Raw genomic sequence first — 24147 nt, 5'->3', positions numbered from 1 at the left:
GCAAGCACCTCTTAAGAGGATGGATGCGCGGGTCAAGCCCGCGCATGACGAACTTTATGCGCCGTCACTTCATTTCCGTCAGCCGCGCCGCGTAGCGGGCCATCAGATCGACCTCGATATTGACCTCGGCCCCGGCCTTCCAGCCGCCGATGGTCGTGACCGTCAGCGTGTGCGGGATGATCAGCACCGAAAAGGTCTCGTCTGCAACCGTATTGATCGTCAGCGAGACGCCATCGAGCGTGATCGAGCCCTTGGTGGCAATGAACCGCGCCAGCTCCCGCGTCGTCGAGAGCACGAACCGCGCCATATCTGGCAAGTCCTCGCGGCTGACGATGGTGGCAATGCCATCGGCGTGGCCGGCGACGATATGGCCGCCGAGCTCGTCGCCGATCTTCAGCGCGCGCTCGAGGTTGAGCTTCGTCCCGACCTTCCAGTGCTTGGCCGTCGTCAATGCCAGTGTCTCGGCGGCGGCATCGACGTCGAACCAGGTCCTTTGCTTAGAGTCCCTGCCGTCTGCAACGCCCGAGGCGACCACGGTCAGGCAGACGCCGTTGCAGGCGATCGAGGCGCCGTCGGCGATGGTGCTCTGATCGTAACGGCAGGCGATGCGCAGCCGGTGCAGCTGCCCCTGCGCCGTTGGCGTGAAGCTGACGATCTCGCCGATATCGGTGATAATGCCGGTGAACATTACGCGCGCTCGTAGATGGTGAGAGTATCCTTGCCGTAGGTGTCGCTAGCATGAACCTTATGGGCCGGCGACTGCGTGATTTTCGACAGGGGCAATGCATCGAGCGCATCGACGCCGCCCTCGCCGACCGCTTCCGCGCCGCGGAACAGCCAGATCTCGTCGACGAGATCGGCCGCGACGAAGGACGCCGCAATACGGCTGCCACCCTCGACCATCAGCCGCGTGATGCCCTTCTCGGCCAGCGCTTGCAGCACGGCCGGCAGATCGAGCCCTGATGCACTGCCCGGCGGCACGCGCAGCATTTGCGCACCGGCCGCCCCAAGCCGCGTTGCGGCCGCGGCTTCGGCGAGTTCGGAACCCACCACCCAGAGCGGCGTCTCGCGCGCGGAGCGCACGAGCCGGCTCGATGCGGGAATCCGCAGGCTCTGGTCGAGCACCACACGCACCGGCGAGCGCGCCGCCATGCCCGGCAGGCGGCAGGTAAGAAGCGGATCGTCCGCCAGCACCGTACCGATGCCGACCAGGATGGCATCGCTCTGCGCGCGCAAGAGATGCACGCGATCGCGTACGGCCTCGCCCGTGATCGCAAGCGGCTTGCCGCCGGCCGCGCCGATCTTGCCGTCAGGCGACACCGCGAGCTTCAGGATCACATGCGGGCGCTTGTCCCGGATGCGGCGGAAATGTCCGGCATGATCGTACGCGGCCGCCGCCGCGCACAGACCGACCTCCACCGCGATGCCGGCGCCGCGCAGGCGCGCATGGCCCTGGCCGGCAACTTCCGGATTGGGGTCCTCGATCGCCGCCACCACCCGCTTGATGCCGGCCGCAATCACCGCATCGGCGCAAGGCGGCGACTTGCCGAAATGCGAGCACGGCTCCAGCGTGACATAGAGCGTGGCGCCCCGCGCCGCTTCGCCTGCGCGCCGCAACGCTTCGGGCTCGCCATGCGGACGCCCACCGGGCTGCGTCCAGCCGCGGCCGACGATGACGCCGTCCTTGACGATGACGGCGCCCACGGCCGGATTGGGCCAGGTCCGCCCCTGCCCGCGCCTGCCCAGCGCGAGCGCCAGCTCCATGAAACGGCGATCAGCATCCTTGGCCTCGCGGGCCCTCTGCGCGAATTGGTCTTCCAGGATGCGGAAGATCATTTGCGGATCGCGGCGAGCCGCGCTTCCTCCTCACCGGAGAGCTCGCCGAGCACGTCGGCGAAATCCTTGGCCTCGCGGAAATTGCGGTAGACCGAGGCGAAGCGCACATAGGCGACGTCGTCGAGCGTGCGCAGATGCTCCATCACGGTCTCGCCGATCACCTCCGAGGAGATCTCGGCCTCGCCCCCGGTCTCGAGCTCGCGCACGATGGTGGAGACCATCTTCTCGACCCGCTCCGGCTCGACCTGCCGCTTGCGCAAGCTGATCTGCACCGAGCGCATCAGCTTGTCGCGGTCGAACGGCACGCGGCGGCCGTTGCGCTTGATCACCGTGAGCTCGCGCAGCTGCACGCGCTCGAAGGTGGTGAAGCGGAAATTGCAGGCGACGCACACGCGCCGCCTGCGGATCACGGACGAGTCCTCGGTCGGACGCGAGTCCTTTACCTGCGTATCCAGACTATTGCAGTTCGGGCAGCGCATCCGCGTGGGCCTTGCCTTACTGGTAGATCGGGAACCGGTCGGTGAGCGCCTTGACCCGTTCCTTGATCGCAGCTTCCACCAACGGCGCCTTGCCGTCGGAGGATTGCGCGATCGCGTTGAGAACCTCGGCGATCATGCCGCCGACCTGCTGGAATTCGGCGACCCCGAACCCGCGGCTGGTGGCCGCCGGCGTGCCGAGCCGAATCCCGGAGGTGACGAAGGGCGACTCCGGGTCGAACGGAATTCCGTTCTTGTTGCAGGTGATGGCCGCGCGGACCAGCGCCTTCTCCGAGACGTTGCCCTTCAGGCCCTTGGGCCGGAGATCGACCAGCATCAGGTGATTGTCGGTGCCGCCGGAGACGATATCGAGACCATGGCCCTTCAGGGTCTCGGCCAAGGCCTTGGCGTTCTCGACGACGTTCTTGGCGTACACCTTGAAGTCCGGACGCAGCGCCTCGCCGAAGGCGACCGCCTTCGCCGCAATCACGTGCATCAGCGGACCGCCCTGCAGGCCCGGGAAGATCGCCGAGTTGAGCTTCTTGGTCAGCGTCTCGTCATTCCACAGCATCAGGCCGCCGCGCGGACCGCGCAAGGACTTGTGCGTCGTGGTGGTGGTGACGTGCGCGTACGGCACCGGCGAGGCATGCACGCCGCCGGCGACCAGCCCGGCGAAATGCGCCATGTCGACCAGCAGGTACGCCCCGACGCTGTCCGCGATCTCGCGGAAACGCTTGAAGTCCCAGGCGCGCGAATAGGCCGAGCCACCAGCGATGATCAGCTTCGGCTTGACCTGCTCGGCCTGCTTGGCCACCGCGTCCATGTCGATGATCTGGTCCTCGCGGCGCACGGTGTAGTGCGCGGCCTTGAACCACTTGCCGCTCATGTTGACGGGCGAGCCGTGGGTGAGATGGCCGCCGGCGGCGAGATCGAGACCCATGAAGGTGTCGCCGGGCTGGAGCAGCGCCAGAAACACCGCCTGGTTCATCTGGCTGCCGGAGTTCGGCTGCACGTTGGCGAAGCTGGCGCCGAACAGCTTCTTGGCGCGATCAATCGCGAGGTTCTCGGCGACGTCGACCCACTCACAACCGCCGTAATAGCGCGCGCCCGGATAACCCTCCGCGTATTTGTTGGTCATCACCGAACCCTGCGCTTCCAGCACGGCCCGGCTGACAATGTTCTCGGACGCGATCAGCTCGATCTCGTGGCGCTGCCGGCCGAGCTCGCCCTTGATGGCGGCTGCGATTTCCGGGTCGGCCTGCTCGAGCGAGGCGGTGAAAAACGAATCGGGCGCGGAGGCGGTTTTTGCGAGGGTCATCTTGAGAATATCTCCACCGCCGCAGCCTTTTGGCGGGCTACGGGCGGGTCTGGTGTGGCGATAGGAAGCACGCGCGATCTACCACATCGCCCGCCACCGGCCAAGCATTTGCGGGTCTGGCCTGATATTTATGCAAGATATGGTGGGATTGAAGGTTTTCAGCCGGGAGCGGTTCTATGGAACCGCTCCTCTGCAATGTCTGGACTAGGGCCGCTTTGGGCCTCATCTTTCGCCAACAGCCACCGGGCGGAGCCGGCGTCGTTTCATAACCCCGTATACCCCGCCTTCACCGGGTCAACGCTGCCGTCGAGCTGGCGCAGATAAGTCAGGCCGCACACCGTCAACCTGTGCGGGTCGGTCTCGCCGGCTTCCATCAGGATGTTGAGGTAGTTCGTGACCTTCGCACGCGCCTCCTCGCTGGCCGCCGCGGTGCGGTTGGCGAGCAGGTCATAAGTCTGCATGATGCGGTCGATGGCAGCTTCCATGGCATCCTCTGGTTCGTCGGGATTTTGGGAGTTTTGATCAGGCAACCGCTCTGGCCTCGGTCTGCGCCTGGAACCGGGTGATCGCCTTGTTGGCCAGCCTGATCCTGTTGAATTCACCTTGCTGGATCAGCTTGACGATGAGGCCGAGCAAGCGTTCGTCGGTGACGAGAGAGTCGGGGATCGCGCCGGAACGGCGAAGGTAGTTCGCGGCGATGGCGTAGGCTTCGCTCACGAGTTCCACGTTCATCGCCTGAAGCCCGCGCTCGACCAGCATCGCACCCTCCGGTTGGGGAGAACAACGGCAAGGCACGGAACTGGTTCCGCTGGCGACCAGATTTTTTTGCAGGTGCGAACGGGGCCGTCGGCGGCGTTTCGGGCGACCTACCAGGTCACGCGCGCGCCGCCCTTGCCGAAATAGGTGCGCGAGACATCGTTGGTATAGCTTGCCTCGCCCAGCGCAAACAGCGTGAGCCGGCCCATCTGCCAGTCGACGCCGGCGCTGCCATAGCCGCCGGCGACGCTGCTGCGGTCCGACGTGGCTGCGACGAAGTTCTGCCCGAGCAAGACGACGTTGAGCAGGCCGCCCGCGCTGCGCTGTTGCGCGAGCGCACCGGCAGAGACGCGCGCGGTCACGCGATGTCCGTTGGCGAGCGTCGCGCTGTTGGCGAAAGTGAGTTCGGCACGCTCCTCCCAGGCCTGGAAGTCGCGGCCGGCGACGCTGACATTGGCGAGGCCCGCGCCCGTCTCGGTGTAGCCGCCGAAATGCGCCGCCACGTAGCGCACTCTTACCGCCGGGGTGATGGTGAAACCGCGTCCGTCGACGTCGAGGCGGCGCCCGAACATCAGCGCTGGATTGACGAACCAGCCGCCATAGGAGGCCGTCGCCGTCGCGAAGGCGAGACCGCCCCCGATATTGCGCTGGTTGGTATTGTCCAGGCTTCCTCCAATCACGGACAGATCGAGGAAGGTGCCGCCCCAGATCTTGCGGCCATAGGCCCCGCCGAACACGGTGTCGGTGCCGGTGCTGCCGGCATTGAAATGAAGGTAGGTCTTGTTGGCGCTGCCGCCCGCCAGCACACCGAGCCTGAGGTCCGGACCGACGAGGCGCTCATAGCCGACGGCACCGCCATAACCGGTTGTGGTCCCGCCGATCAAAGCGCCGCTGTTGTCCTGCTGGCGTTGGCCGCCGAAGGCCTTGGCCCAGACCGCGTTGCCGTCGCCATAGCTTGCGCTCGCCGCCTTGAGGACGGGCGCCCGGGCGTATCCCGGGGCATCGGAGGGGAAGCTGGCGAACGCATCGAACGGGGACGGCGAGCTTTCCGTCGCGGCAAACGCGGTGGCCCCACCCGCGCCGGGCGCGGACACCGGCGCATCGGGCAGGACCGACGCGATCCAGCCGGTGATGTCCATGATGGCGCGGTTCTGGGCGCCGGCGCCGGAGAGATCGGCAACGATGATCTGGTTGGGCGTAACCACATAAGGGTTGCCGGCGGTGGTCACCGTCGATAGCGTCTTGTCAAAATTGGCCGTGTTCAGGATCCAGCTTCCCGGTCCGAACCTGACCGTATCGGCACCGCCGCTGAAATCGACCACGCCGCCGAAGCGCGCGCCGGGAAGCACGGTCAGGCTGTCGGATTGTGCCGGGGTCGTCGCTCCGAACTGGATCGCCGTCCCGCCCGCGCCGATGATCGTGCCGGAATTGACCACGCTGCCGGCGGCGCCCGAAACCACGCCGACACCCGAAGGCCCGGTCCCGACGATCGTCCCCGAATTGACGACGTTGACGCTGCCATTGACCGCGCGAGCGCCCGCGCTGCTTCCGCTGATCGAGCCCGAGTTCGTCAGCAACAAATTATCGTTGCTCGCCGAGATACCCGCCGAATGGTCCCCGATGATCGTGCCCGAATTGGTAACGCTCGCCGTCTGGGAGGCGATGACGCCTTCCCAATAGCCGCGCAGCACCCCGGAATTCGTGATGTCGACGTTGGTGCCGCTCACGCCGGAGCCGTTATTCGCGATGATCGTGCCGGAATTGGTCACCTTGGCATTGCCGGCAGAAATGGCCGGGCCAAATCCCGTGACGATGATCGATCCCGAATTGGTCACGTCGATATTGCCGCTCGAGAAAGGCCCTGCTCCGGCAGACATGATGGTGCCGGAATTGACGAGCGTCAGACTGGTCAAGGCGTACATGGCGCTGCCGGAACTCCCCAGCATCGATAGCGTACCCGAATTGATCACGACGGCACTGCCGCTGGCAGCCCGGATCACATTCGCCTGGGCGACGATGGTGCCGGAATTGGTCACGAAGGCGTCGCCACCAACGAGGATCCCGTGGGAATTGCCGGTGATGCTCCCCGAATTGACGACGGTGGCGTTCTGGCCGGCATAAACGCCCTCAAAGGGGGCGGTGATGGTACCGGAATTGGAGACGGTGACGTTGGTGCCGCCCCGTACACCGTCACCGTTGAAGGACGAAATCGTCCCGGAATTCGTCACGACCGCAGTCCCGCTGGAGGCGACGCCGTACAGGCCGCTGAGCGCCCCGGAATTCGTCACGGTGACGCTGCTGATGGCCTCGATGGCCGACAGGTTCGTGCCGGTGACCGTACCGGAATTGACGACCGATCCGCTGTTGAACCTGATGCCGTAATTGGTGCCAGTCACCGTCGCCCCCTGGACGACGGTCACGCCGAGATTGTTGATCAGAGAGGTGCCGAAGCCATTTGGATTGTCCTGGTTGACGGTACTGCCCGTACAGGTCGCCGAGACATTGTCGGCGGCCGCGGGGGTGCAGACCGCGTGAGCCGGCGCCGCGAACAGCGTTATGGCGGCAAAAGCCGCGAGGGCCCCAGCGAAGGAAACAGCCGCCGCGCATCGGCGCCCGGACGAATGCGGAAAATGACCGGGAGCGGCAGGCAACGGATAGGGAGAGGGCATCTGCAAAAGCCTTGAGCGTCAAATCACTTGCGACCAATAGGTTGCCAGCACGGAATCGTACAAGGGATTCGGGCTCCGCGAAACGCGGCAGATCGATTTTGAATTCAGCGGTCAAGTCTTCCGGTCCGGGAAGTCAAATTCTTCTTCGGCGCGCGTCGGGCGCCGTTCTATAACGGCCCTCGAAAGACGTTGGGATTTCACCGGCAGATCATGTCCACCCCCATTCCCGTGCTGCATTTCGACACCACAGATTTTCCAGAGCAGGACAGATTCGACATTTGGCGTTCGGGCATTGCCACCCATCAGGTGAGCCGTCTCGAGCCTGATGCTCCTTTCGAGGCCATCGTGGATGCCTGGACCCTGGGCGACATGGTCGTGACCCATTCCCGAATCGGCGCAGCCAGGATGGCGCGGACCGCCGAGATGGCGAAGGCCGACGGGCTCGACGTGATCCAGGTGGTCTTCCTCAAGGCCGGCACGGTAACCTTCACCGACGACGCGCCCTCCCCGCGCACGATGCGGCAGGGCGAACTGGCCGCGTTCGATACGCGCCGCGCTCTCGTGACCGAGGGCTCGGCGCTGGATTGCATCACCTGCACCATTGCGCGGCGCGCCTTCGAGCGCACCGGCTACGATCCCGCCACGCACGGACTGATCATTGACGGTGCATGGGGCCGCCTCGTCGCGGATTTCCTGTTGTCCTTCGTGCAACAGCTCGAGGAGATGAGCATCAAGGATGCGGCCAGCCTGTCGGCCGCATTCGTCGGATTGCTGACGACGGCGATGCGCGCAAGGCCGCCGAGCGTCGACGGCGCGAGCGGCAGGTCGGTGACATTGGTCCGCGAGCGGGCCGAGGCCTATATCGACCGGCACCTCGCCTCCGACAAGCTCGGCATCGCGGCGATGAGCCGGGCGCTGGCGACGTCGAAATCCAACCTCTATCGCGCTTTCGCCGATGCCGGTGGCGTCACGGCCTACATCCGCAAGCGACGGCTCGAGACGATCCACGTCCGCCTGAACGCGGGAGAGCCGCTTGCGATTTATGATATCGCCAGGGAATATGGTTTTGCCAGCGCGGCGCATTTCAGTCGCGCGTTTCGCAAGCAATTCGGATTCAGCCCGCGGCGCGCACGCCTCGGCGGCGTGTCGGCCCCGGTCGTCGCGGCCGATGACGACGTCGCATTGTTTCGCCAGTGGGAGGAACGTTTGCGCTGATGGACGCGCGGGCTCGCTCGACGTGAAGATGCTGCTCGGCGCATCAGAGTTGCGTGCGAACGGCGCACCAGTCCGAACGAGCGGACCGGCGCGCTTGGGGAGGTCAGACTTTCGTTCGGGAGGCTACCGGTCTTGTTCCGGGCCGGCTTGGCTTCCCTTTTCGAAAACTCAGAGGCGATAGAGGATCTGGTCGGTCCAGAACCGCTCGAGGCGGTGCAGCGACTTGTTGAGGGTCGCAAACTCGTCGCCGGAGATGCCGCCGACCTGCTCCACCGTCTTGACGTGCTTCTGGTAGAGCGCATCGACGATGCGGCGGACGTCCTGGCCCTGCGGGGTCAGGCGGATGCGCACCGAGCGGCGATCAACGCGCGAGCGCTGATGATCGAGGAAGCCGAGCTCGACGAGCTTCTTCAGATTGTAGGAGACGTTGGAGCCGAGATAGTAACCGCGCGTGCGCAGCTCGCCCGCGGTCAGCTCCTTGTCGCCGATGTTGTAGAGCAAGAGCGCCTGGACCGAGTTGATGTCCGCACGGCCGCGGCGATCGAATTCGTCCTTGATCACGTCGAGGAGCCGGCGATGCAGCCGCTCCACCAGCGTCAAAGCTTCCAGATAGAGCGACTGCACCGAACCCTGCTGGCCGGAGACGCGCTCTGCGGTATCTGCCGCAGTTGCGACGGCTTTCATCATGACACTTCCCCTGTTGTCGTTTTTATCGACACTTATTCGACGAAACTTGTGTCCCGTCTGATAGGTGCAACTTAAGGGGCGCGTTTGAAGATCGGCTTAAATAAGAGAATAAAGAGATCATGAATTTAAGACAGTGAATCGCGGATTAAGCCTGTGCCACAAGCACTTTTCGCAACCGTCTGTTGACCTTCGCAAGGTCCTGTTCACCCTCCGTCCGCCGCTGTTGTCGCATTCCAGAACAGCCCCGCCCCGTTTCGAAACGGGCGCGTAACAGCTGTGGCGGAACCGGCTGGTCAACGAAAACTTATCGCGAATTTTAGGCAACCAACGGTCAACCAAATGCAACACTCTCGTGTCCCGGACAAGCGCCGCGAAGCGGAGCGCAGAGCCGGGACCCAGATGTTCCAAAGCGGGATCGCGGAGAGATGGGCCCCGGCTCAGCAGCGCACCACGCCGCACGTGCGGCGCGCTGCGCTGCGTCCGGGGCGCGAGAGCATCTATGTATCGAAGGTATCGCTACGGCGGTCGTTCCCGCGCGGCCATCCAGGCGAGCGCGAGATAGGCGGCGAGCATGAAGGCCTCGACGCCAACCACGATCAGGCTGCCGCCATAGATGCCAGGGAACATCAGCTCGATCACCGCCATCGACACCACGGTCGTCAGCCACACCACCGCGCCCCAGGGCGTCGCGAGCCACAGGCCGACGGCGGCGACGAGCTCGATCACGGCGAAGTAGACGGTCGCGGCCTGCCAGGCCATCGACTGGTTCTCGAACGCCTCGTCCTCGCCGCCGACAAAGCCCGTGACCTGCGCCCAGTGATAGAGACCCTTGAGGATCGAGAGCAGCGCCATCACCCGCAGGAACAGCACGAGCCGCCGCGTCCAGACATTGTCGTCGGACTCTGAGCGGTCCGACGAGATCGCCGCCACCGAGAGCGCACTCTCTCTGGCATTGTCTCGGGCAGCGTCCCTGGCATTGGTGCCGTCGCGGGCCGCATCGCGGGTGGAGATCTCGGACATGGCCCCTTCTGGCTGCTTCGGCCCGCAAAATCAATCGGCTGCCCAGGTCGGTTCAATCCAAGTCGGTTCAATTCTGCCTTGCGGCAGGTCAAGCCGCGGTGACGGGAACCATGCGAGCTGGTATAAGAATAATTCCAGCCGGAGGAAGAGTGATGGCGATCAAATACGGACGTCCGATCGAATTGCGCGAGGTTTCGCGCCGGGATGGCGGAACGGCCTCCCCTGCCCTCGATCTGACAGTCCGCCCACGCCGCAACCGCAAGGCCGAATGGGCCCGACGGATGGTGCGCGAGAACGTCCTCACCACCGACGATCTGATCTGGCCGCTGTTCCTGATCGACGGCCACAACAAGCGTGAGCAGGTCGCCTCGATGCCGGGCGTCGACCGCCTCAGCGTCGACCAGGCCGTGCGCGAGGCTGAGCGCGCGATGAAGCTGACGATCCCCTGCATCGCGCTGTTCCCCTACACCGATCCCTCCTTGCGCGACGAGGAAGGCTCGGAAGCCACCAATCCGAACAACCTGGTCTGCCAGGCGGTGCGCGCGATCAAGAAGGAGTTTCCGGAGATCGGCATCCTCTGCGACGTCGCGCTCGATCCCTTCACCAGCCATGGCCATGACGGCCTGATTTCCGACGGCAAGATCTTGAACGACGAGACGGTGGCAGTGCTGGTGCGCCAGGCCTTGGTGCAGGCTGAAGCCGGCTGCGACATCATCGCGCCCTCCGACATGATGGACGGCCGCGTCGGCGCGATCCGCGAGGGGCTGGATCGCGCAGGTCTGCTGGATGTGCAGATCATGGCCTATGCGGCCAAATACGCCTCCGCATTCTACGGACCGTTCCGCGACGCCATCGGCTCGGCCAAGACACTGACGGGCGACAAGCGCACCTACCAGATGGACAGCGCCAACACCGATGAAGCGCTGCGCGAGGTCGAGCTCGATATCGCCGAGGGCGCCGACATGGTGATGGTGAAGCCCGGCATGCCCTATCTCGACGTGGTCCGCCGCGTGAAGGACACGTTTGCGATGCCGACCTTCGCCTACCAGGTCTCCGGCGAATACGCGATGATCGCCGCCGCCGCGGGCAACGGCTGGCTCGACGGCGAACGTGCCATGATGGAGAGCCTGCTCGCCTTCAAGCGCGCCGGCGCCGACGGCGTGCTGAGCTATTTTGCGCCGAAGGCGGCGGAGAAGCTGCGCGCGCAGGGATGAGGTGCTTCGTCCACTCCATCCGTCTTCCCGTGCCCCGGACGCAATGCAGCACGGCGCACTTGCGACGTGATGCGTTGCAGAGCCGGGGCCCATCTCACCGCGATCTTGCTTGTGGCCTCTGGATCCCGCCTCTGCGCGCCGCTTCGCGGCGCTTGTCCGGGACATGAGGGCGGGTTGCGCGCACATCGTTGTGGGATGGCTAGAGCGCAGCGAAACCACTGATGCAAGCGCGACGATGATGGGTGCCGCTGCCCCTGCTTACGGCACCGCGCCGGTCCCCGCCCCCGAATCGCCGGAATATTTCGGCGTGTTAACGTCCCTGCGCCCTTGGCACAGGGATGGCCTGCTCCCATGTCCTGCCTCGAGGGTTTCCCTCTGTTCCCCTTGGGAGGACGGACGATGTCGTACGACTCGGGTAATTCAGGCGCCTGGCGCAATGACGGCGCAGTGCAACCGCATGCGTACGATCCCTATCTGCACCCGGAACTGTTCCGAGGCGTGGCGACGCGGCGGGCGTTCGCCTTCCTGATCGACATGGTCGTGATCTCGGTACCGGTGATCCTCGGCTACATCTTCATCGCCTTGTTCGGCGTGGTCACCCTCGGCCTCGGCTGGGCGCTGTTCTGGATCGCATGGCCGGCCTCCGTGATCTGGGCCATCGTCTATTACGGCGCCAGCATCGGCGGCCCGTCCTCCGCCACGGTCGGCATGCGCCTGATGGACCTGGAATTGCGCACCTGGTACGGCGCGCCAGGCTACTTCGTGCTCGGCGCCACCCATGCCGTGCTGTTCTGGGTCACGGTCTCGTTCCTGTCGCCCTTCGTGGTCCTGGTCGGCCTGTTCAACGGCCGCCGGCGCCTGCTGCACGATTTCGTGCTGGGAACGGTCGTGATCAACAATTCGGTTCGCGTACCCGCCCCCCAGGCGGCGCGGACGTGGTGAGCTAACCGATTGACCGGGGGCTTCTGGAGCGCGATGCTGATGCCCGTTTCGGAGGCCCACGACGTCCCTTGACCCAGCATTCGCGCGACACCCCCCAATTTTACCTCACGGCGCCATCGCCCTGCCCGTACTTGCCGGGCCGGCACGAGCGCAAGGTGTTCACGCATCTTGTCGGGGACCGGGCCGGCGACCTCAACGACCTCCTGACCCATGGCGGCTTCCGCCGCAGCCAGTCGATCGCCTACCGGCCGGCCTGCGACCAGTGCCGCGCCTGCGTCTCGGTCCGGGTCATCGCCAACGAGTTCCGCCCCTCCCGCAGCTTCCGGAAAGTCATGGCGCGCAATGCCGACATCATCGGCGAGCAGCGCAGTGCGGTGCCGACCTCCGAGCAATATTCGGTGTTCCGCGCCTATCTCGACGCCCGCCACCGCCACGGCGGCATGGCCGACATGACCGTGCTCGACTACGCCATGATGGTCGAGGACAGCCATGTCGAGACCCGCATCATCGAGTACCGCAAGCGCGGCCCCGACAGCGGCCTCACCGGCCGCGGCGAGGAGCTGATCGCGGTGGCGCTGACCGACGTGCTCAGCGACGGCCTGTCGATGGTCTATTCGTTCTTCGAGCCGAGCCAGGTCAGCCGCTCGATGGGCACCTTCATGATCCTCGACCACATCGCCCGTGCGCGACGTCAGGGCCTGCCCTACGTCTATCTCGGCTACTGGATCGAGGGCTCCAAGAAGATGGACTACAAGGCCCGCTTCCTGCCGCAGCAGCGCCTCGCACCCTCAGGCTGGCTGCGCGTTGACGCGCAGGGCGATACGGCGTCCGAGCCGCAGGATTAGCCCAGCTCACGCGCGCTCTCTCTGTCATGCCCCGCGCAGGCGGGGCATCCAGTATTCCGAGACGTCTCGGCTCTATCGCAGATATCTCGGAGTACTGGATCGCCCGCCTTCGCGGGCGATGACAGCGGTGTGTTGGCGAACACTCACCCGAACAGCGTATCGGCCAGCAGCTTCACGTTCAAAACCACGATCACGCCCGCGACGATCCACGCGACCGCGGCGACGGACATCGGGATCGCGAACTGGCCCATCTTGCGGCGGTCGGAGACGAAGCGGACCAGCGGGATGACGGCGAAAGGAAGCTGCATCGACAGCACGACCTGGCTGAACACCAAGAGATCAGCCGTACCGCGCTCGCCATAGATCGCGGTGACGATGATCACGGGAACGATGGCGATACCGCGCGTCAGCAAACGGCGCGCCCAGCTCGGCAGGCGCAGGTTGAGAAAGCCTTCCATCACGATCTGGCCGGCGAGCGTCGCCGTCACCGTCGAGTTCAGGCCGGAGGCAAGCAGCGCCACCGCGAACAGGGTCGAGGCGATGCCGAGACCGAGCAGCGGCGACAACAGCTCGAAGGCCTGGCCGATCTCGGCAACATCGGAATGGCCGCTCTTGTGGAAGGTCGCAGCCGCCACGACCAGGATCGCTGCGTTGATGAACAGCGCCAGCATCAGCGCGATGGTCGAATCCGTCGTCGCCCATTTGATCGCCTCGCGGCGGCCTTCGTCGTTGCGCTGATAGGCGCGCGTCTGCACGATCGAGGAATGCAGGTAGAGATTATGCGGCATCACGGTGGCGCCGATGATGCCGATCGCGATGTAGAGCATGTCGGAGTTGGTGAAGATCTCGCTCTTCGGCACGAAGCCACGCAGAACCTCCGCCACCGGCGGGGCCGCCGCCGCGATCTGGACCACGAAGCAGGCTGCGATCACCGCCAGCAGCGCAATAACGAAGGCCTCGAGGAATCGGAAGCCGCGGTTCATCAGGACGAGAAGCAGGAACGCATCGAGCGCGGCGAGCAATGCGCCGCCGATCAGGGGAATGCCGAACAGCAGCTTCAGCGCGATCGCTGTGCCGATCACCTCGGCGAGATCGCAGGCGATGATCGCCGCCTCGCAGGCGAGCCAGAGCAGGAAGTTCACCGCCGGCGAATAGGTGGCGCGGCAGGCCTGCGCGAGGTCGCGGTCGGTGACGATGCCGAGCCGCGCTGCCAGCGACTGCAGCAGGATCGCCATCAAATTCGAGAGCAGGATGACCGAGAGCAGCGTGTAGCCGAACTTCGCCCCGCCGGCGAGATCGGTCGCCCAATTGCCGGGGTCCATGTAGCCGACCGAGACCAGATAGCCCGGACCGACGAAGGCCAGCAGCCGTCGCGTCCAGTGGCCGGCGGCCGGGATCGCGACTGTGGAATTGACCTCGGCGAGGCTCCTGGTGACCGGCGCATCAGCGCGCCAGCCGCTGGCGTCTTGGGTCAAGTCTTGGGTCAAGTCTTGGGTCAGGGTTTGGGTCAGGTCGGGCGATCTTGCATCCATGGGGCGAGAATACCGAAGTCGGGGCTTATTGCAACTCATTTGCAACTGCATCTAGCCGCATCGGTTCCCGGTGCGGTCGTTATCCGCCGCCCTGTCGGGAAGCGGGTGGGTTTGGCCATCCGTGGGAGCAGATACTGGCGCCAACTCGACTTTGCAGGAAATGAGCCATGTCAATGCCCCCTCACCTCCCTGACACCTTCAACCGCCTTGCCTGGTCGAATCTCGCGGCGCAGTCGGCCGAGCAGATCGCGCTCGCCGCAGCGCCCATTGTCGCCGTGCTGACGCTGGGCGTTGCCGAAGGTCAGACCGGCCTGCTCCAGACCGCGCTCACTCTCCCCTTCGTCCTGTTCGCCATCCCCGCCGGCGTGCTCGCCGACCGCATCTCCCGCCGCTGGCTGATGGCGGGCGCCGAAGCGCTGCGGGCCGCCGCGCTCGCGGCCGTCGTGCTGCTGCTCGCGCTGGGAGTCCTCAACTTGCCGCTGCTCGCCCTGCTCGGCTTCGCGGCCGTGTGCGGCACCGTTGTCTACAGCGTGGCGGCGCCGGCGCTGGTGCCCTCGCTCGTGAGCCCCGACCTGTTGCCGGCGGCGAATGCCCGCATCGAGCTCGCGCGCACCATCGCCTTCGCCAGCGGCCCTGCGCTCGGCGGGGTACTGGTGGGATGGTGGGGCGCGAGCCCGGCGTTCGGCTTTGCCGCGGCGCTCTCGGCCATCGCCGTCGTGCTGCTCTCCGGCATCTACGAGCCCGCGCGAGCGCCTCTGCCGCGCCGTCATCCCTTCCAGGAGATCCGCGAAGGTGCGGCCTTCGTGTTTCACCATCCGCTGCTGCGGCCGGTGTTCATCACCCAGTTCATCTTCAACACCGGCTGGTTCCTGCAGATCGCGGTGTTCGTGCCCTACGCCGTGCGCCATCTCGGCTTGACCGCCGCGGGCGTCGGCACGGTGCTGACGATGTACGGTGTCGGCATGGTGATCGGCGCGCTGGTCGCCACGCGCGTGATGAAACGCATCGCGTTCGGCCTCGTGGTCGGACTAGGCCCCGTCACCGGCTTCGTCGCCGCATTGGTGATGGCGCTGACGGTGCTGCTGCCCTCGCCCTGGCTCGCGGGCCTGAGCTTCTTCCTGCTCGGCGCGGGGCCCATCCTGTGGGTGATCTCGACCACGACGCTGCGCCAGTCGGTGACGCCGCCGCGCCTGCTTGGCCGCGTCTCCGCCATCAACATCATGAGCTACGGCGCCCGTCCGCTCGGCTCGGCGCTCGGCGCGATCGTCGGCGGTCTCTGGAGCGCGGAAGCGTGCCTCTATCTCGCCGCCGCCGTCTTCGGCCTGCAGGCGCTGGTGATCCTGCTGTCACCGGCGGTGGCGCTGGATCGGCAGCCGGACATGGTGGGGGATGAGGTGGCGGTGGGGTGCTAGTCGTCGGAACACTGACCGAGGATCCTTGGCGTTCCGAACATCCCTCTGGGATTACCGCGCCATCGCCGTCCAACTGGACTTTCTGACAGCCAGCTGTGCTGTCTGGAGGCGCATACTGCTTCTCCATTCCATGCTAGGCGATTGTGAATTAGGCTAAAGGCTGGTTGCGTCATCGCAAAAGTGCAATCATGATTGACTCGGGCGCCGTGTTTTGCTGCACGTGCGAGGGGGAAATGCCTGCCAAATCAGACCAAATGGCTTGTGCGAGAACGTATCGATAATGGATACGCCGCGCTCACCATTCTCTGCCGCCGAGCAGGGCCTAACGCGCCTTGAAGCCGAAGAGCGCCGGCTAAAGAACAAGGTCGAGGACCTGGAGAAGAGAATTGGCGACAATGATGCGGACGAGCGCCTAGCTTCCACCCTGAATAACATTTCAATGCATATGTCCGGGTACATTGGAGACCTCGGTGGTGAGTTTGGTCAATTCCCGGCCCGGCTCGACCTCCATCATCTCACAGTTGTCATAGATCGTCCTGGCCGCCCGATCTACATGAACAGAACAGGCGGCGGCGAGAATCATCTTGCCTATCACCTCTCGGCTCTTCTGGCCTTACATCGGTTTGCGACAAACAATGGCCAATCGCTGCCGAACTTCCTGCTGATCGATCAGCCAACTCAGGTGTATTTCCCTTCCGAGACGGTCTACGCCGAGGCCGCAGGATCAATTGAGCGAACTGAAAGGGATGCAGATTTGGAGGCGGTCCGGCGGCTGTTTGAACTCCTTCTCCGTTTTGTTCAGAAGGATGCCCCGGGTTTCCAGGTGATCGTGACCGAACATGCCAACTTGCGAGACGACTGGTTTCAGAAATCGTTGGTTGAAGGGCCGTGGGCGAAACCGCCGGCGCTGGTTCCCGACGATTGGCCGGATGAACAAACGTCCTGATGGTTTTCCGCCTGACGGCTTGGACCCTCGTCAAACCGCCACCGCGTGCCGAAGCGGCATCAAAGCCAGCTAAATTTCCATGCCACCGACGAGGCCGACAGCCGGGTGCGCTCAGAAGGTTCCAATGTATGCACTTTAGGGCGCTCGCGTAGGCTTCAGCAGCGGCGGAGCCGGTGAATGCCACGCTGAGCAGAAGGGTATCAAGCAAATAGACGTCGAAGCCGATCGCCGAAGGCGTCTAAAGTCTTTCGACTAGTTACCTCGTCATTGCAATGACGAAGCAAGTTGTTGAAGCAGCCTGCCCTAACCCGCCAGATAGCGCTCGTAGCTCCCCATCACCGGCTCGCTCGCGTCGACCTCCGGATCCAGCGTGTAGAGATCCTGCGCGCGGCCGATGCCGCGCAGCGCGTAGCGGCCGGTGGAGACGAGATAGCGGCGCCCAGTGGCATCGAGGCCCTTATAGAACTCGGATGAGGCCAGCAGCTCGCGGTCGACCGAGCGGCTCATCGAGGCGATGCGGCTGACCTCGTTGACGGTCGGGCCGACCACGGTGAAATCAAGCCGGTCCTCGCTGCCGATATTGCCGTAGAAGACCTCGCCGACATGCAGCCCGATATAGGCTGACGTGGTCGGACGGCCCTCCGCCGCCCGCCGCTTGTTCAGCGCGGCGACATTCTTGCGGAACAGGTGTTCGGCCCGTAGCGCGGCCCGCCGCGCATCCGCCATGTCCTCGCCCCAGAACATCGCGAGCACGCCGTCGCCGATCAGCTTCAGCACGTCGCCGCCCGCTTCGTGGATCGGATCGATCACGGCCTGCGCATAGTCGTTGAGGAACGGGATGATCTCGTCGGGACCGATGCTCTCGCTGATCCCGGTCGAGCCGCGCAGGTCCGAATACCACAGCACGGCGTTGATGCGCTCAGTGACGCCGCGCGAGATGCGCCCGCGCAAGACCTGCTCGGAGGCGTCGCGGCCGAGATAGACGCGGCCGAGCGTGCGCGCGATGTCGACCTGCTGCGCCGATTTGATCGCAAGACCAAGGACGGGCACGAGATCGCGCAGCGCAGCCAGCTCGAATTGCGTGAAGCCGTCCTCGCGCCGGGTCGTCCAGTAGGAGTAGAGACAGTCCATCTGCCCCAGCGCGCCGCTCTCGCCGAAGCGATGGACGAAAGCGAGGAAATGCCGATGGCCCTTCTCGGCGAGGTCGCCGATCTGCGAAAAATCGAGCGTGGCTGCGTCGGCGAGATCGATCACCATCTCGTCCTCGCCATGCTCGAGCAAATGATAGAACACCGACCGGCGCCAGTTCTTGTTCGGATCCCCCACAGCTGTCGAACCATATTCGAACATGTCGCTCTCGTTGCTCGACCGGTCGGTCCAGCGAAAGCCGCGCCCCTCATAGATCGGGTGCAACGTGTCGATGAAGACCAGCCCGCGCGACAGGTCGAGCCCCTCGGCGCAGCAGCGCTCGCAGAAGCCGCGGAGCAGTTCGGGTTCAGGCAGGCCCGTAAGCCCCTGGCTGGTGACCCAGTTCATCAGTGAGAGGCGCGAGGTGACTTGCATGCGCCATTATGGCGTGCATTCGTGACCGGCGAAAGGCGCGAGGGGCCGGCATGCGCGCCAGGCTCCCGCCCCTTGCAGATCGAATATGTCGCGGGCGCGGTTGACGCACTTGCCGTGCGGGCGGCAAATGCCGGCAATGAAGACTTCGTCGGCCAGAATCGGCGGCACGCGCCGATGACCCAGCGCCAGCTTCCGATCATCCTGGCGCTCGGCACCACGCAGACCCTCGCCTGGGCCTCCAGCTATTATTTGCCGGCGCTGCTCGCCGATCCCATGTCGCATGAGCTCGGCGTCTCCTCCAACTGGATCTTCGGCGCGTTCTCGGCCGCGCTGGTGATCTCGGCGATGCTCGGCCCGCGCATCGGACGGCAGATCGATCTCGTCGGCGGCCGTCAGGTGCTGTCGGCCTCGAACCTGACCATCGCCGCCGGCCTCGCGCTTCTGGGGTTCTCGCAACCGATCGTGGTGATGGCGATCGCCTGGCTCGTGCTCGGCATCGGCATGGCGATGGGTCTCTACGACGCCGCCTTCGCCGCTTTGGGGCGCATCTACGGCACCGAGGCGCGCAGGCCCATCACGGGGATCACGCTGATGGCGGGCTTCGCCTCCACCGTCGGCTGGCCACTCACCGCCTGGGGCATCGCCCATATCGGCTGGCGCGACACCTGTTTTGCCTGGGCCGCCGCCAACATCCTGATCGGCCTGCCGCTCAATTTCTTCATGCTGCCGGTGATCAAGGGCGCGAAGCAGGCCGCGGCCACGGCCAAGAAGCCGCATTTGCCGCTCGACCGCACCATGCTCCTGCTCGCCTTCATCTTCGCCGCGGTCTGGACCGTCACCGGCGCGATGGCCGCGCATTTCCCGCGCATCCTGGAGACGACGGGGGCGACGCCCGCCGAGGCCATCGCGGCCGGCGCACTGATCGGTCCGGCGCAGGTCGGTGCACGCATGTTAGAGGCCGGCTTCCTCAGCCGCTTCCATCCGCTGTGGTCGACACGGCTCGCCAGCCTCACCCATCCGGTCGGAGCCGTGATCGTCGCGATCTTCGGCGGTGCTGCGGCGAGCGCGTTTGCGCTGTTCCACGGCTCCGGCAACGGCATCTTGACGATCGCCCGCGGCACGCTGCCGCTGTCGATCTTCGGCCCGAAGGATTTCGGCTATCGCCTCGGCATCATCGGCGCACCGGCGCGGATGGCGCAGGCGGTGGCGCCGCTCGCCTTCGGCCTGCTGATCGACGTCATGGGCGCCAAGGTGCTGATCGTCTCGTCTGCGCTCAGCCTATCGGCGCTTGTGGCGCTGTTCCTGATCCGCCCGGTGCCGCGGCCTGATTGACGGCACAGCCGCTTTCGCGCACAAGCGGGCCATGAGCAACGACGCCGGCCCGCCCCGCACGTTCAAAGGCCTCCTGCGCTGGGCGACCACGCCGCCGCAGGCCTGGGGCGTCTACCTCCTCGCCGTCCTCCTGGTCTGGCTGCTCTCGTTCTATGCCGGCACGCTGAAGCCGAAGAAGACGCCCGAGGCAAGTCCGCCCGCAGCGACCGCGCCGAAAGGCTGATTCTTAGGCCGCAGCATCCACAGATGCTCGCGCGCCTCGCCCTTCGAGACGACCGCTTCGCGGTCTCCTCGGGGTGAGGCTGAACAGCGCCGGTGCTCGTTGGAACCAGTGCTGCGCATCCGGTCCTCATCCTGAGGGCCCGCCAACGGCGGGCGTCTCGAAGGATGGCCACAGTCGAGATCGCGGCCACTTGCGATAGCCCCCGTCAATGCGGGCAGGTCTCGACCTCGACCGTGACGTGGCTGAGGCCCTTCAGGCCGGCAAGCCGCCGCTTGTAGACGGCCGGCTGCTTCGGCTGGTCCGACACCACCGAGAGCAGCACGGCACAATGGCCGGGGCCGACCTGCCAGAGATGGAGGTCGGTCACGCGATCGTCGCCGACTTCCATGCGGGCCCGGATCACCCGCTCCAGCTTCTCGTCGGCGCGCACGTCGAGCAGCACCGCCCCCGACGTCTTGATCAGGCCGAACGCCCAGCTCGCGATCACGACGCTGCCGATCAGGCCCACCGCCGGATCGGCCCAAACCCAGCCCGAATACATGGCGACGGCGAGCGCCGAGATCGCCAGCACCGAGGTCGCGGCATCGGTCATGACATGGACATAGGCCGCGCGAAGGTTGTTGTCGTGGTGATGATGATGGCCGTGATGATCGTGGTCGTGGTCATGATCGTCGTGGTCATCATGCGCATGGCCGTGGTCGGGACCGTGATTGTGATGATCGTGGCTATCGCGCAGCAGCCACACACTGGCGAGATTGACGCACAAGCCGAGGGCCGCCACGGCGATGGCTTCGCCGTAGACGATCGGCACCGGCGTGATCAGCCGCAGCACGCTCTCATAGGCGATCTCGACCGCGATCAGGCCGAGGATGATCGCGCTGGCGAACGCGGCAAGATCCCCGAACTTCCCGGTGCCGAAGGTGAAATGCGTATTCCCCAGGTGCCGGCGCGCGAAGCGGTAGGCGAAGGCGGCAATGCCGAGCGCCGCCGCATGCGTGCCCATGTGCCAGCCGTCGGCTAGAAGCGCCATCGAACCGAACAACGAGCCGGCAACGATCTCGCCGACCATCATGACCAGCGTCAGGACGACCACGACCCAGGTGCGCCGCTCGTTCTCGTCGTGCTTCTCGCCCAGGAACGCGTGGTCATGGGTCCATTGTTCGATGGAATGGGAATGCATCGAATTCTCCCGAAGATTCAGGTCTGTTGGAGTGCAATATAGACGGCGGGAACCAATTTTCTAAGGTCCAATCGTCCCGCGGATTGACAGTGCTTCTTAGTTTCGCTGTAATCTACCTCATGGGGATTTGAGCGATCTCCCCACGAGGCGACAGGCCCAAGCATCGCGTCCCGTTCGTTTTTTGCGAGGACGCATCATGTCTACATTCACGACCATCTCATCCGACAAAATGGCACGGCTGATCGGCACGGCGAACGCGCCTGTCCTGATCGACGTGCGCACCGAGGAGGATTTCGCCGCCGACCGGCGGCTGATCCCCGGCTCCATCAGGCTCAGCCACGACAATGTGACGGACTGGGGCGGCGCCTTCGCCGGCCGCCGTGCCGTCGTTTCCTGCTTCCGCGGAGAGAAGCTCGCGCAGGGCACCGCGGCCTGGCTGCGCCAGCTCGGCGTGCAGGCCGAAACGCTGGAGGGCGGCTTCGAGGGCTGGAAGGCGGCCAAGCTGCCGCTGGTCGACGCCGGCAAGCTGCCGCCACGCGATGCCAAGGGGCGCACCGTCTGGGTCACGCGGGCGCGACCGAAGGTCGATCGCATCGCCTGCCCCTGGCTGATCCGCCGTTTCGTCGATCCGGGCGCGGTGTTCCTCTATGTCGTGCCGTCCGAGGTGGTCGCCGTCGGCGAGCGCTTTGGCGCGGCCCCCTTCGACATCGAGAATGTGTTCTGGAGCCACCGTGGCGAGCTCTGCACCTTCGACGTGATGATCGAGGAGTTCGGGATTGCGACGCCGCCACTGCTGCGGCTGGCGACGCTCGTGCGCGGTGCCGACACCGCGCGGCCCGAGCTCGCGCCGGAGGCGCCCGGCCTGCTCGCGGCCTCGCTCGGGCTGTCGCGCATGTATGATGACGACCTCGAACAGCTCGAGGCCGGCATGTTGCTCTACGATGCCTTCTACCGCTGGTGCCGCGACGCGACCACCGAGACCCACAACTGGCCGACCAACAAGGTGAAGGCGTAATGGACACCCGAAACGTTCAAGCAGGAGCTGACGCCGGTCACGGCGTCAGCTTCAACGAGGCCTTTCGCGTCTGGCTCCGCGTCGCGTCCTTGAGCTTCGGGGGGCCCGCGGGCCAGATCGCGGTGATGCACCGCATCCTGGTCGAGGAGAAGAAATGGATCTCCGAAGGCCGCTTCCTGCATGCGCTGAACTACTGCATGCTGTTGCCGGGGCCCGAGGCGCAGCAGCTCGCGACCTATGTCGGCTGGTTGATGCATCGCACCGCCGGTGGGCTGATGGCGGGCGGGCTGTTCATCCTGCCCGGCATCATCGCCATCATGGGCCTGAGCTACATCTACGCGGCCTTCGGCAATGTCAGCTTCGTCGAGGCGCTGTTCTTCGGGCTCAAGGCCGCCGTGCTCGCCATCGTCGTCGAGGCCGTGGTGCGCGTCGGCAAGCGCGCGCTGAAGAACCGCATCATGATCGCGCTCGCCGCCGCGGCCTTCATTGCGATTTTCTTCTTTGCCGTCCCCTTCCCGATCATCATCATCGCCGCCGGCATCATCGGCTATGCCGGCGCGCGGAGCGGCCGTCCGGAGTTCGCGCCGGCCGATCACGGCCATGGCGGCAGCGGCGCCGTGATCGACAGCATGCTCGGCGAGGCCGTGCCCGAGCACGTCAAACCCAACACCGCCCGCGCGATCCGCGTCGGCGCGTTGTGGCTCGCGCTCTGGCTGGTGCCCGTAGTCGCGCTGCTCCTGGTTCTCGGGCAAGGCAACGTCTTCAGCCAGATTGCGCTGTTCTTCTCGAAAATGGCGCTGGTCACCTTCGGCGGCGCCTATGCCGTCCTGGCCTACGTCGCCCAGCAGGCGGTCGAGCATTATCACTGGCTCAAGCCCCACGAGATGCTCGACGGCCTCGGCATGGCCGAGACCACGCCGGGCCCGCTGATCATGGTGCTGCAATTCGTGGGCTTCATGGCCGCTTACCGCGACCCCAGCGGTTTGTCGCCGATGCTGGCGGCGACGCTCGGCGGCCTGCTCGCAACCTGGGTCACCTTCACGCCCTGCTTCCTCTGGATCTTCGTCGGCGCCCCCTACATCGAGCGCCTGCGCGGCAACACGGGCCTCGCCGGCGCGCTGAGCGCGATCACCGCCGCCGTCGTCGGCGTGATCCTCAACCTCTCGATCTGGTTCGCCCTGCACACGCTGTTCCGCGAGACGGTGCCAGTGCACGCCTTTCCGCTGGACTTCGACATGCCGGTGCTGAGGAGCGTGGACATTCCAGCGCTGGTGCTGTCGATCGCGGCAGCCACCGCGATCTTCAGGTTCAAGCTCGGGATGCTGACCGTGCTCGCGGGCAGTTGCGCCGCGGGCGTGGCGCTACGGCTGGCGGGGGTGATCTAGGGGGGGCAGCCCTAGGCCAGTCCGGTGCGCACAATGCGTTGCACGATCAGCGGTCTGGATTGGGGACCCATTCCTCCGCGGTTGAGTCCCAATGATGGGTGTCGTCGAAGTGCTTCCAGAGTGGCTGCTTCTGCTTGCTTTCGCCGCTCTGCCGGCTTGCGTGTGTGCGGAGTTGGCCGACAAGCGCCACAGCCATAACGACCCATTCGCGAGCACTATGTCGGGAGTTCCATTTGATTGCCGCGAGCATTGGATGCCTCCGTCAACGTAAGGAGCCTTCTTTACATTAATCCGGACCAAGAGCGCGGGCCTGTAAACTACTTCACAGGCGGCCAAGATCTTCGACATGGCGCGCTCACTGCGCGGTGGCTGCATCGAGAATTTCTTGTTCTCCGGATCTTATCCCACGTAGCCGGAGGCAGCATGAGTTGCGAGCAATTCATCGTGTGGCAGCTGCAGGCGGCCGGAAAAGCCAGTCCACATTCCATTGCAGAGGAGCGAATCGAAGCCGACAACCTGTTTGCGCGCGGGCGAGCTTCGGTTCGCTGGGCCTGGCGCCTGCAAGCGTCCTTTCCGTCGCA

Annotated in this window: 22 protein-coding genes; 10 read left to right on the top strand and 12 right to left on the bottom strand. The window is 65.3% G+C overall.

Annotated elements, in window-relative coordinates:
• Positions 1–64 precede the first annotated feature (64 nt).
• The 7 genes from CVM73_RS14450 to CVM73_RS14420 form a co-directional block, all read right to left on the bottom strand.
• Positions 65–688 (bottom strand): riboflavin synthase, encoded by a 624-nt coding sequence (locus CVM73_RS14450; protein WP_100232643.1) that lies wholly within the window; start codon positions 686–688, stop codon positions 65–67.
• Positions 688–1836 (bottom strand): bifunctional diaminohydroxyphosphoribosylaminopyrimidine deaminase/5-amino-6-(5-phosphoribosylamino)uracil reductase RibD, encoded by a 1149-nt coding sequence (gene ribD / locus CVM73_RS14445; RefSeq protein ID WP_100232642.1) that lies wholly within the window; start codon positions 1834–1836, stop codon positions 688–690. The genes CVM73_RS14450 and ribD overlap by 1 nt, the downstream gene beginning before the upstream one ends.
• Positions 1833–2315, bottom strand: a complete 483-nt coding sequence (nrdR, locus tag CVM73_RS14440) for a transcriptional regulator NrdR (RefSeq protein WP_011087793.1) — start codon at positions 2313–2315, stop codon at positions 1833–1835. The genes ribD and nrdR overlap by 4 nt, the downstream gene beginning before the upstream one ends.
• Before the next feature lie 16 nt (positions 2316–2331).
• On the bottom strand, positions 2332–3630 hold the full coding sequence (gene glyA / locus CVM73_RS14435; RefSeq protein ID WP_100232641.1) for a serine hydroxymethyltransferase: 1299 nt from the start codon (positions 3628–3630) through the stop codon (positions 2332–2334).
• A 263-nt stretch (positions 3631–3893) separates the two neighbouring features.
• On the bottom strand, positions 3894–4115 hold the full coding sequence (locus CVM73_RS14430; RefSeq protein ID WP_100232640.1) for a hypothetical protein: 222 nt from the start codon (positions 4113–4115) through the stop codon (positions 3894–3896).
• Positions 4116–4152: 37 nt separating this feature from the next.
• The gene (locus CVM73_RS14425; RefSeq protein ID WP_100232639.1) at positions 4153–4389 is read right to left on the bottom strand and encodes a hypothetical protein; all 237 of its coding nucleotides are present in this window, start codon (positions 4387–4389) and stop codon (positions 4153–4155) included.
• Between the two features lie 107 nt (positions 4390–4496).
• On the bottom strand, positions 4497–7055 hold the full coding sequence (locus tag CVM73_RS14420) for an autotransporter outer membrane beta-barrel domain-containing protein (protein WP_100232638.1): 2559 nt from the start codon (positions 7053–7055) through the stop codon (positions 4497–4499).
• Between the two features lie 210 nt (positions 7056–7265).
• Here CVM73_RS14420 and CVM73_RS14415 point away from each other — a divergent pair, with 210 nt between their 5' ends.
• Complete coding sequence (locus tag CVM73_RS14415; RefSeq protein WP_100232637.1) at positions 7266–8270, top strand: AraC family transcriptional regulator; 1005 nt, start codon at positions 7266–7268, stop codon at positions 8268–8270.
• Between the two features lie 168 nt (positions 8271–8438).
• Here CVM73_RS14415 and ldtR read toward each other — a convergent pair whose 3' ends face one another.
• A complete protein-coding gene (gene ldtR, locus CVM73_RS14410) occupies positions 8439–8957 on the bottom strand; it encodes a transcriptional regulator LdtR (protein ID WP_100232636.1) in 519 nt (172 codons plus the stop codon).
• A gap of 516 nt (positions 8958–9473) precedes the next feature.
• Positions 9474–9977, bottom strand: coding sequence for a DUF6163 family protein (locus CVM73_RS14405; RefSeq protein WP_100232635.1), 504 nt, complete (start codon positions 9975–9977; stop codon positions 9474–9476).
• Positions 9978–10129: 152 nt separating this feature from the next.
• Here CVM73_RS14405 and hemB point away from each other — a divergent pair, with 152 nt between their 5' ends.
• From hemB to CVM73_RS14390, 3 genes are all read left to right on the top strand, one after another.
• Complete coding sequence (gene hemB, locus CVM73_RS14400) at positions 10130–11191, top strand: porphobilinogen synthase (RefSeq protein WP_100232634.1); 1062 nt, start codon at positions 10130–10132, stop codon at positions 11189–11191.
• A 399-nt stretch (positions 11192–11590) separates the two neighbouring features.
• On the top strand, positions 11591–12133 hold the full coding sequence (locus CVM73_RS14395) for an RDD family protein (protein WP_100232633.1): 543 nt from the start codon (positions 11591–11593) through the stop codon (positions 12131–12133).
• 68 nt (positions 12134–12201) lie between these two features.
• Entirely contained in the window at positions 12202–12978 is a 777-nt protein-coding gene (locus tag CVM73_RS14390; protein ID WP_100232632.1) for an arginyltransferase, read from the top strand.
• A 143-nt stretch (positions 12979–13121) separates the two neighbouring features.
• On the opposite strand, the gene CVM73_RS14385 is transcribed toward CVM73_RS14390, so the two are convergent.
• Positions 13122–14510: an Nramp family divalent metal transporter gene (locus tag CVM73_RS14385; protein WP_100232631.1), complete on the bottom strand. Its 1389-nt coding sequence runs from the start codon at positions 14508–14510 to the stop codon at positions 13122–13124.
• A gap of 167 nt (positions 14511–14677) precedes the next feature.
• On the opposite strand from CVM73_RS14385, the gene CVM73_RS14380 reads away from it, so the two are divergent.
• Positions 14678–15922 carry an MFS transporter gene (locus CVM73_RS14380; protein ID WP_100232630.1) on the top strand — a complete coding sequence of 415 codons (1245 nt, stop codon included), beginning with the start codon at positions 14678–14680 and terminating at the stop codon, positions 15920–15922.
• 280 nt (positions 15923–16202) lie between these two features.
• Positions 16203–16868 carry a DUF3732 domain-containing protein gene (locus CVM73_RS14375; RefSeq protein WP_245452298.1) on the top strand — a complete coding sequence of 222 codons (666 nt, stop codon included), beginning with the start codon at positions 16203–16205 and terminating at the stop codon, positions 16866–16868.
• 303 nt (positions 16869–17171) lie between these two features.
• Here CVM73_RS14375 and CVM73_RS14370 read toward each other — a convergent pair whose 3' ends face one another.
• On the bottom strand, positions 17172–18431 hold the full coding sequence (locus CVM73_RS14370; RefSeq protein ID WP_100232629.1) for an adenylate/guanylate cyclase domain-containing protein: 1260 nt from the start codon (positions 18429–18431) through the stop codon (positions 17172–17174).
• 174 nt (positions 18432–18605) lie between these two features.
• Here CVM73_RS14370 and CVM73_RS14365 point away from each other — a divergent pair, with 174 nt between their 5' ends.
• The gene (locus CVM73_RS14365; RefSeq protein ID WP_100232755.1) at positions 18606–19763 is read left to right on the top strand and encodes an MFS transporter; all 1158 of its coding nucleotides are present in this window, start codon (positions 18606–18608) and stop codon (positions 19761–19763) included.
• Between the two features lie 31 nt (positions 19764–19794).
• Positions 19795–19986 carry a hypothetical protein gene (locus CVM73_RS14360; protein ID WP_100232628.1) on the top strand — a complete coding sequence of 64 codons (192 nt, stop codon included), beginning with the start codon at positions 19795–19797 and terminating at the stop codon, positions 19984–19986.
• 205 nt (positions 19987–20191) lie between these two features.
• On the opposite strand, the gene dmeF is transcribed toward CVM73_RS14360, so the two are convergent.
• Entirely contained in the window at positions 20192–21166 is a 975-nt protein-coding gene (gene dmeF, locus CVM73_RS14355) for a CDF family Co(II)/Ni(II) efflux transporter DmeF (RefSeq protein WP_100232627.1), read from the bottom strand.
• Between the two features lie 196 nt (positions 21167–21362).
• Here dmeF and CVM73_RS14350 point away from each other — a divergent pair, with 196 nt between their 5' ends.
• The gene (locus CVM73_RS14350; RefSeq protein WP_146006598.1) at positions 21363–22181 is read left to right on the top strand and encodes a chromate resistance protein ChrB domain-containing protein; all 819 of its coding nucleotides are present in this window, start codon (positions 21363–21365) and stop codon (positions 22179–22181) included.
• Positions 22181–23566 (top strand): chromate efflux transporter, encoded by a 1386-nt coding sequence (gene chrA / locus CVM73_RS14345; RefSeq protein ID WP_100232625.1) that lies wholly within the window; start codon positions 22181–22183, stop codon positions 23564–23566. The genes CVM73_RS14350 and chrA overlap by 1 nt, the downstream gene beginning before the upstream one ends.
• The last annotated feature ends 581 nt before the right edge of the window (positions 23567–24147 follow it).

Origin of the sequence: Bradyrhizobium forestalis (genome assembly GCF_002795245.1) — a bacterium.
Lineage (GTDB): Bacteria > Pseudomonadota > Alphaproteobacteria > Rhizobiales > Xanthobacteraceae > Bradyrhizobium > Bradyrhizobium forestalis.
Note: the sequence above shows the minus strand (reverse complement) of the source record. Positions and strands in the feature narration are given on the sequence as shown.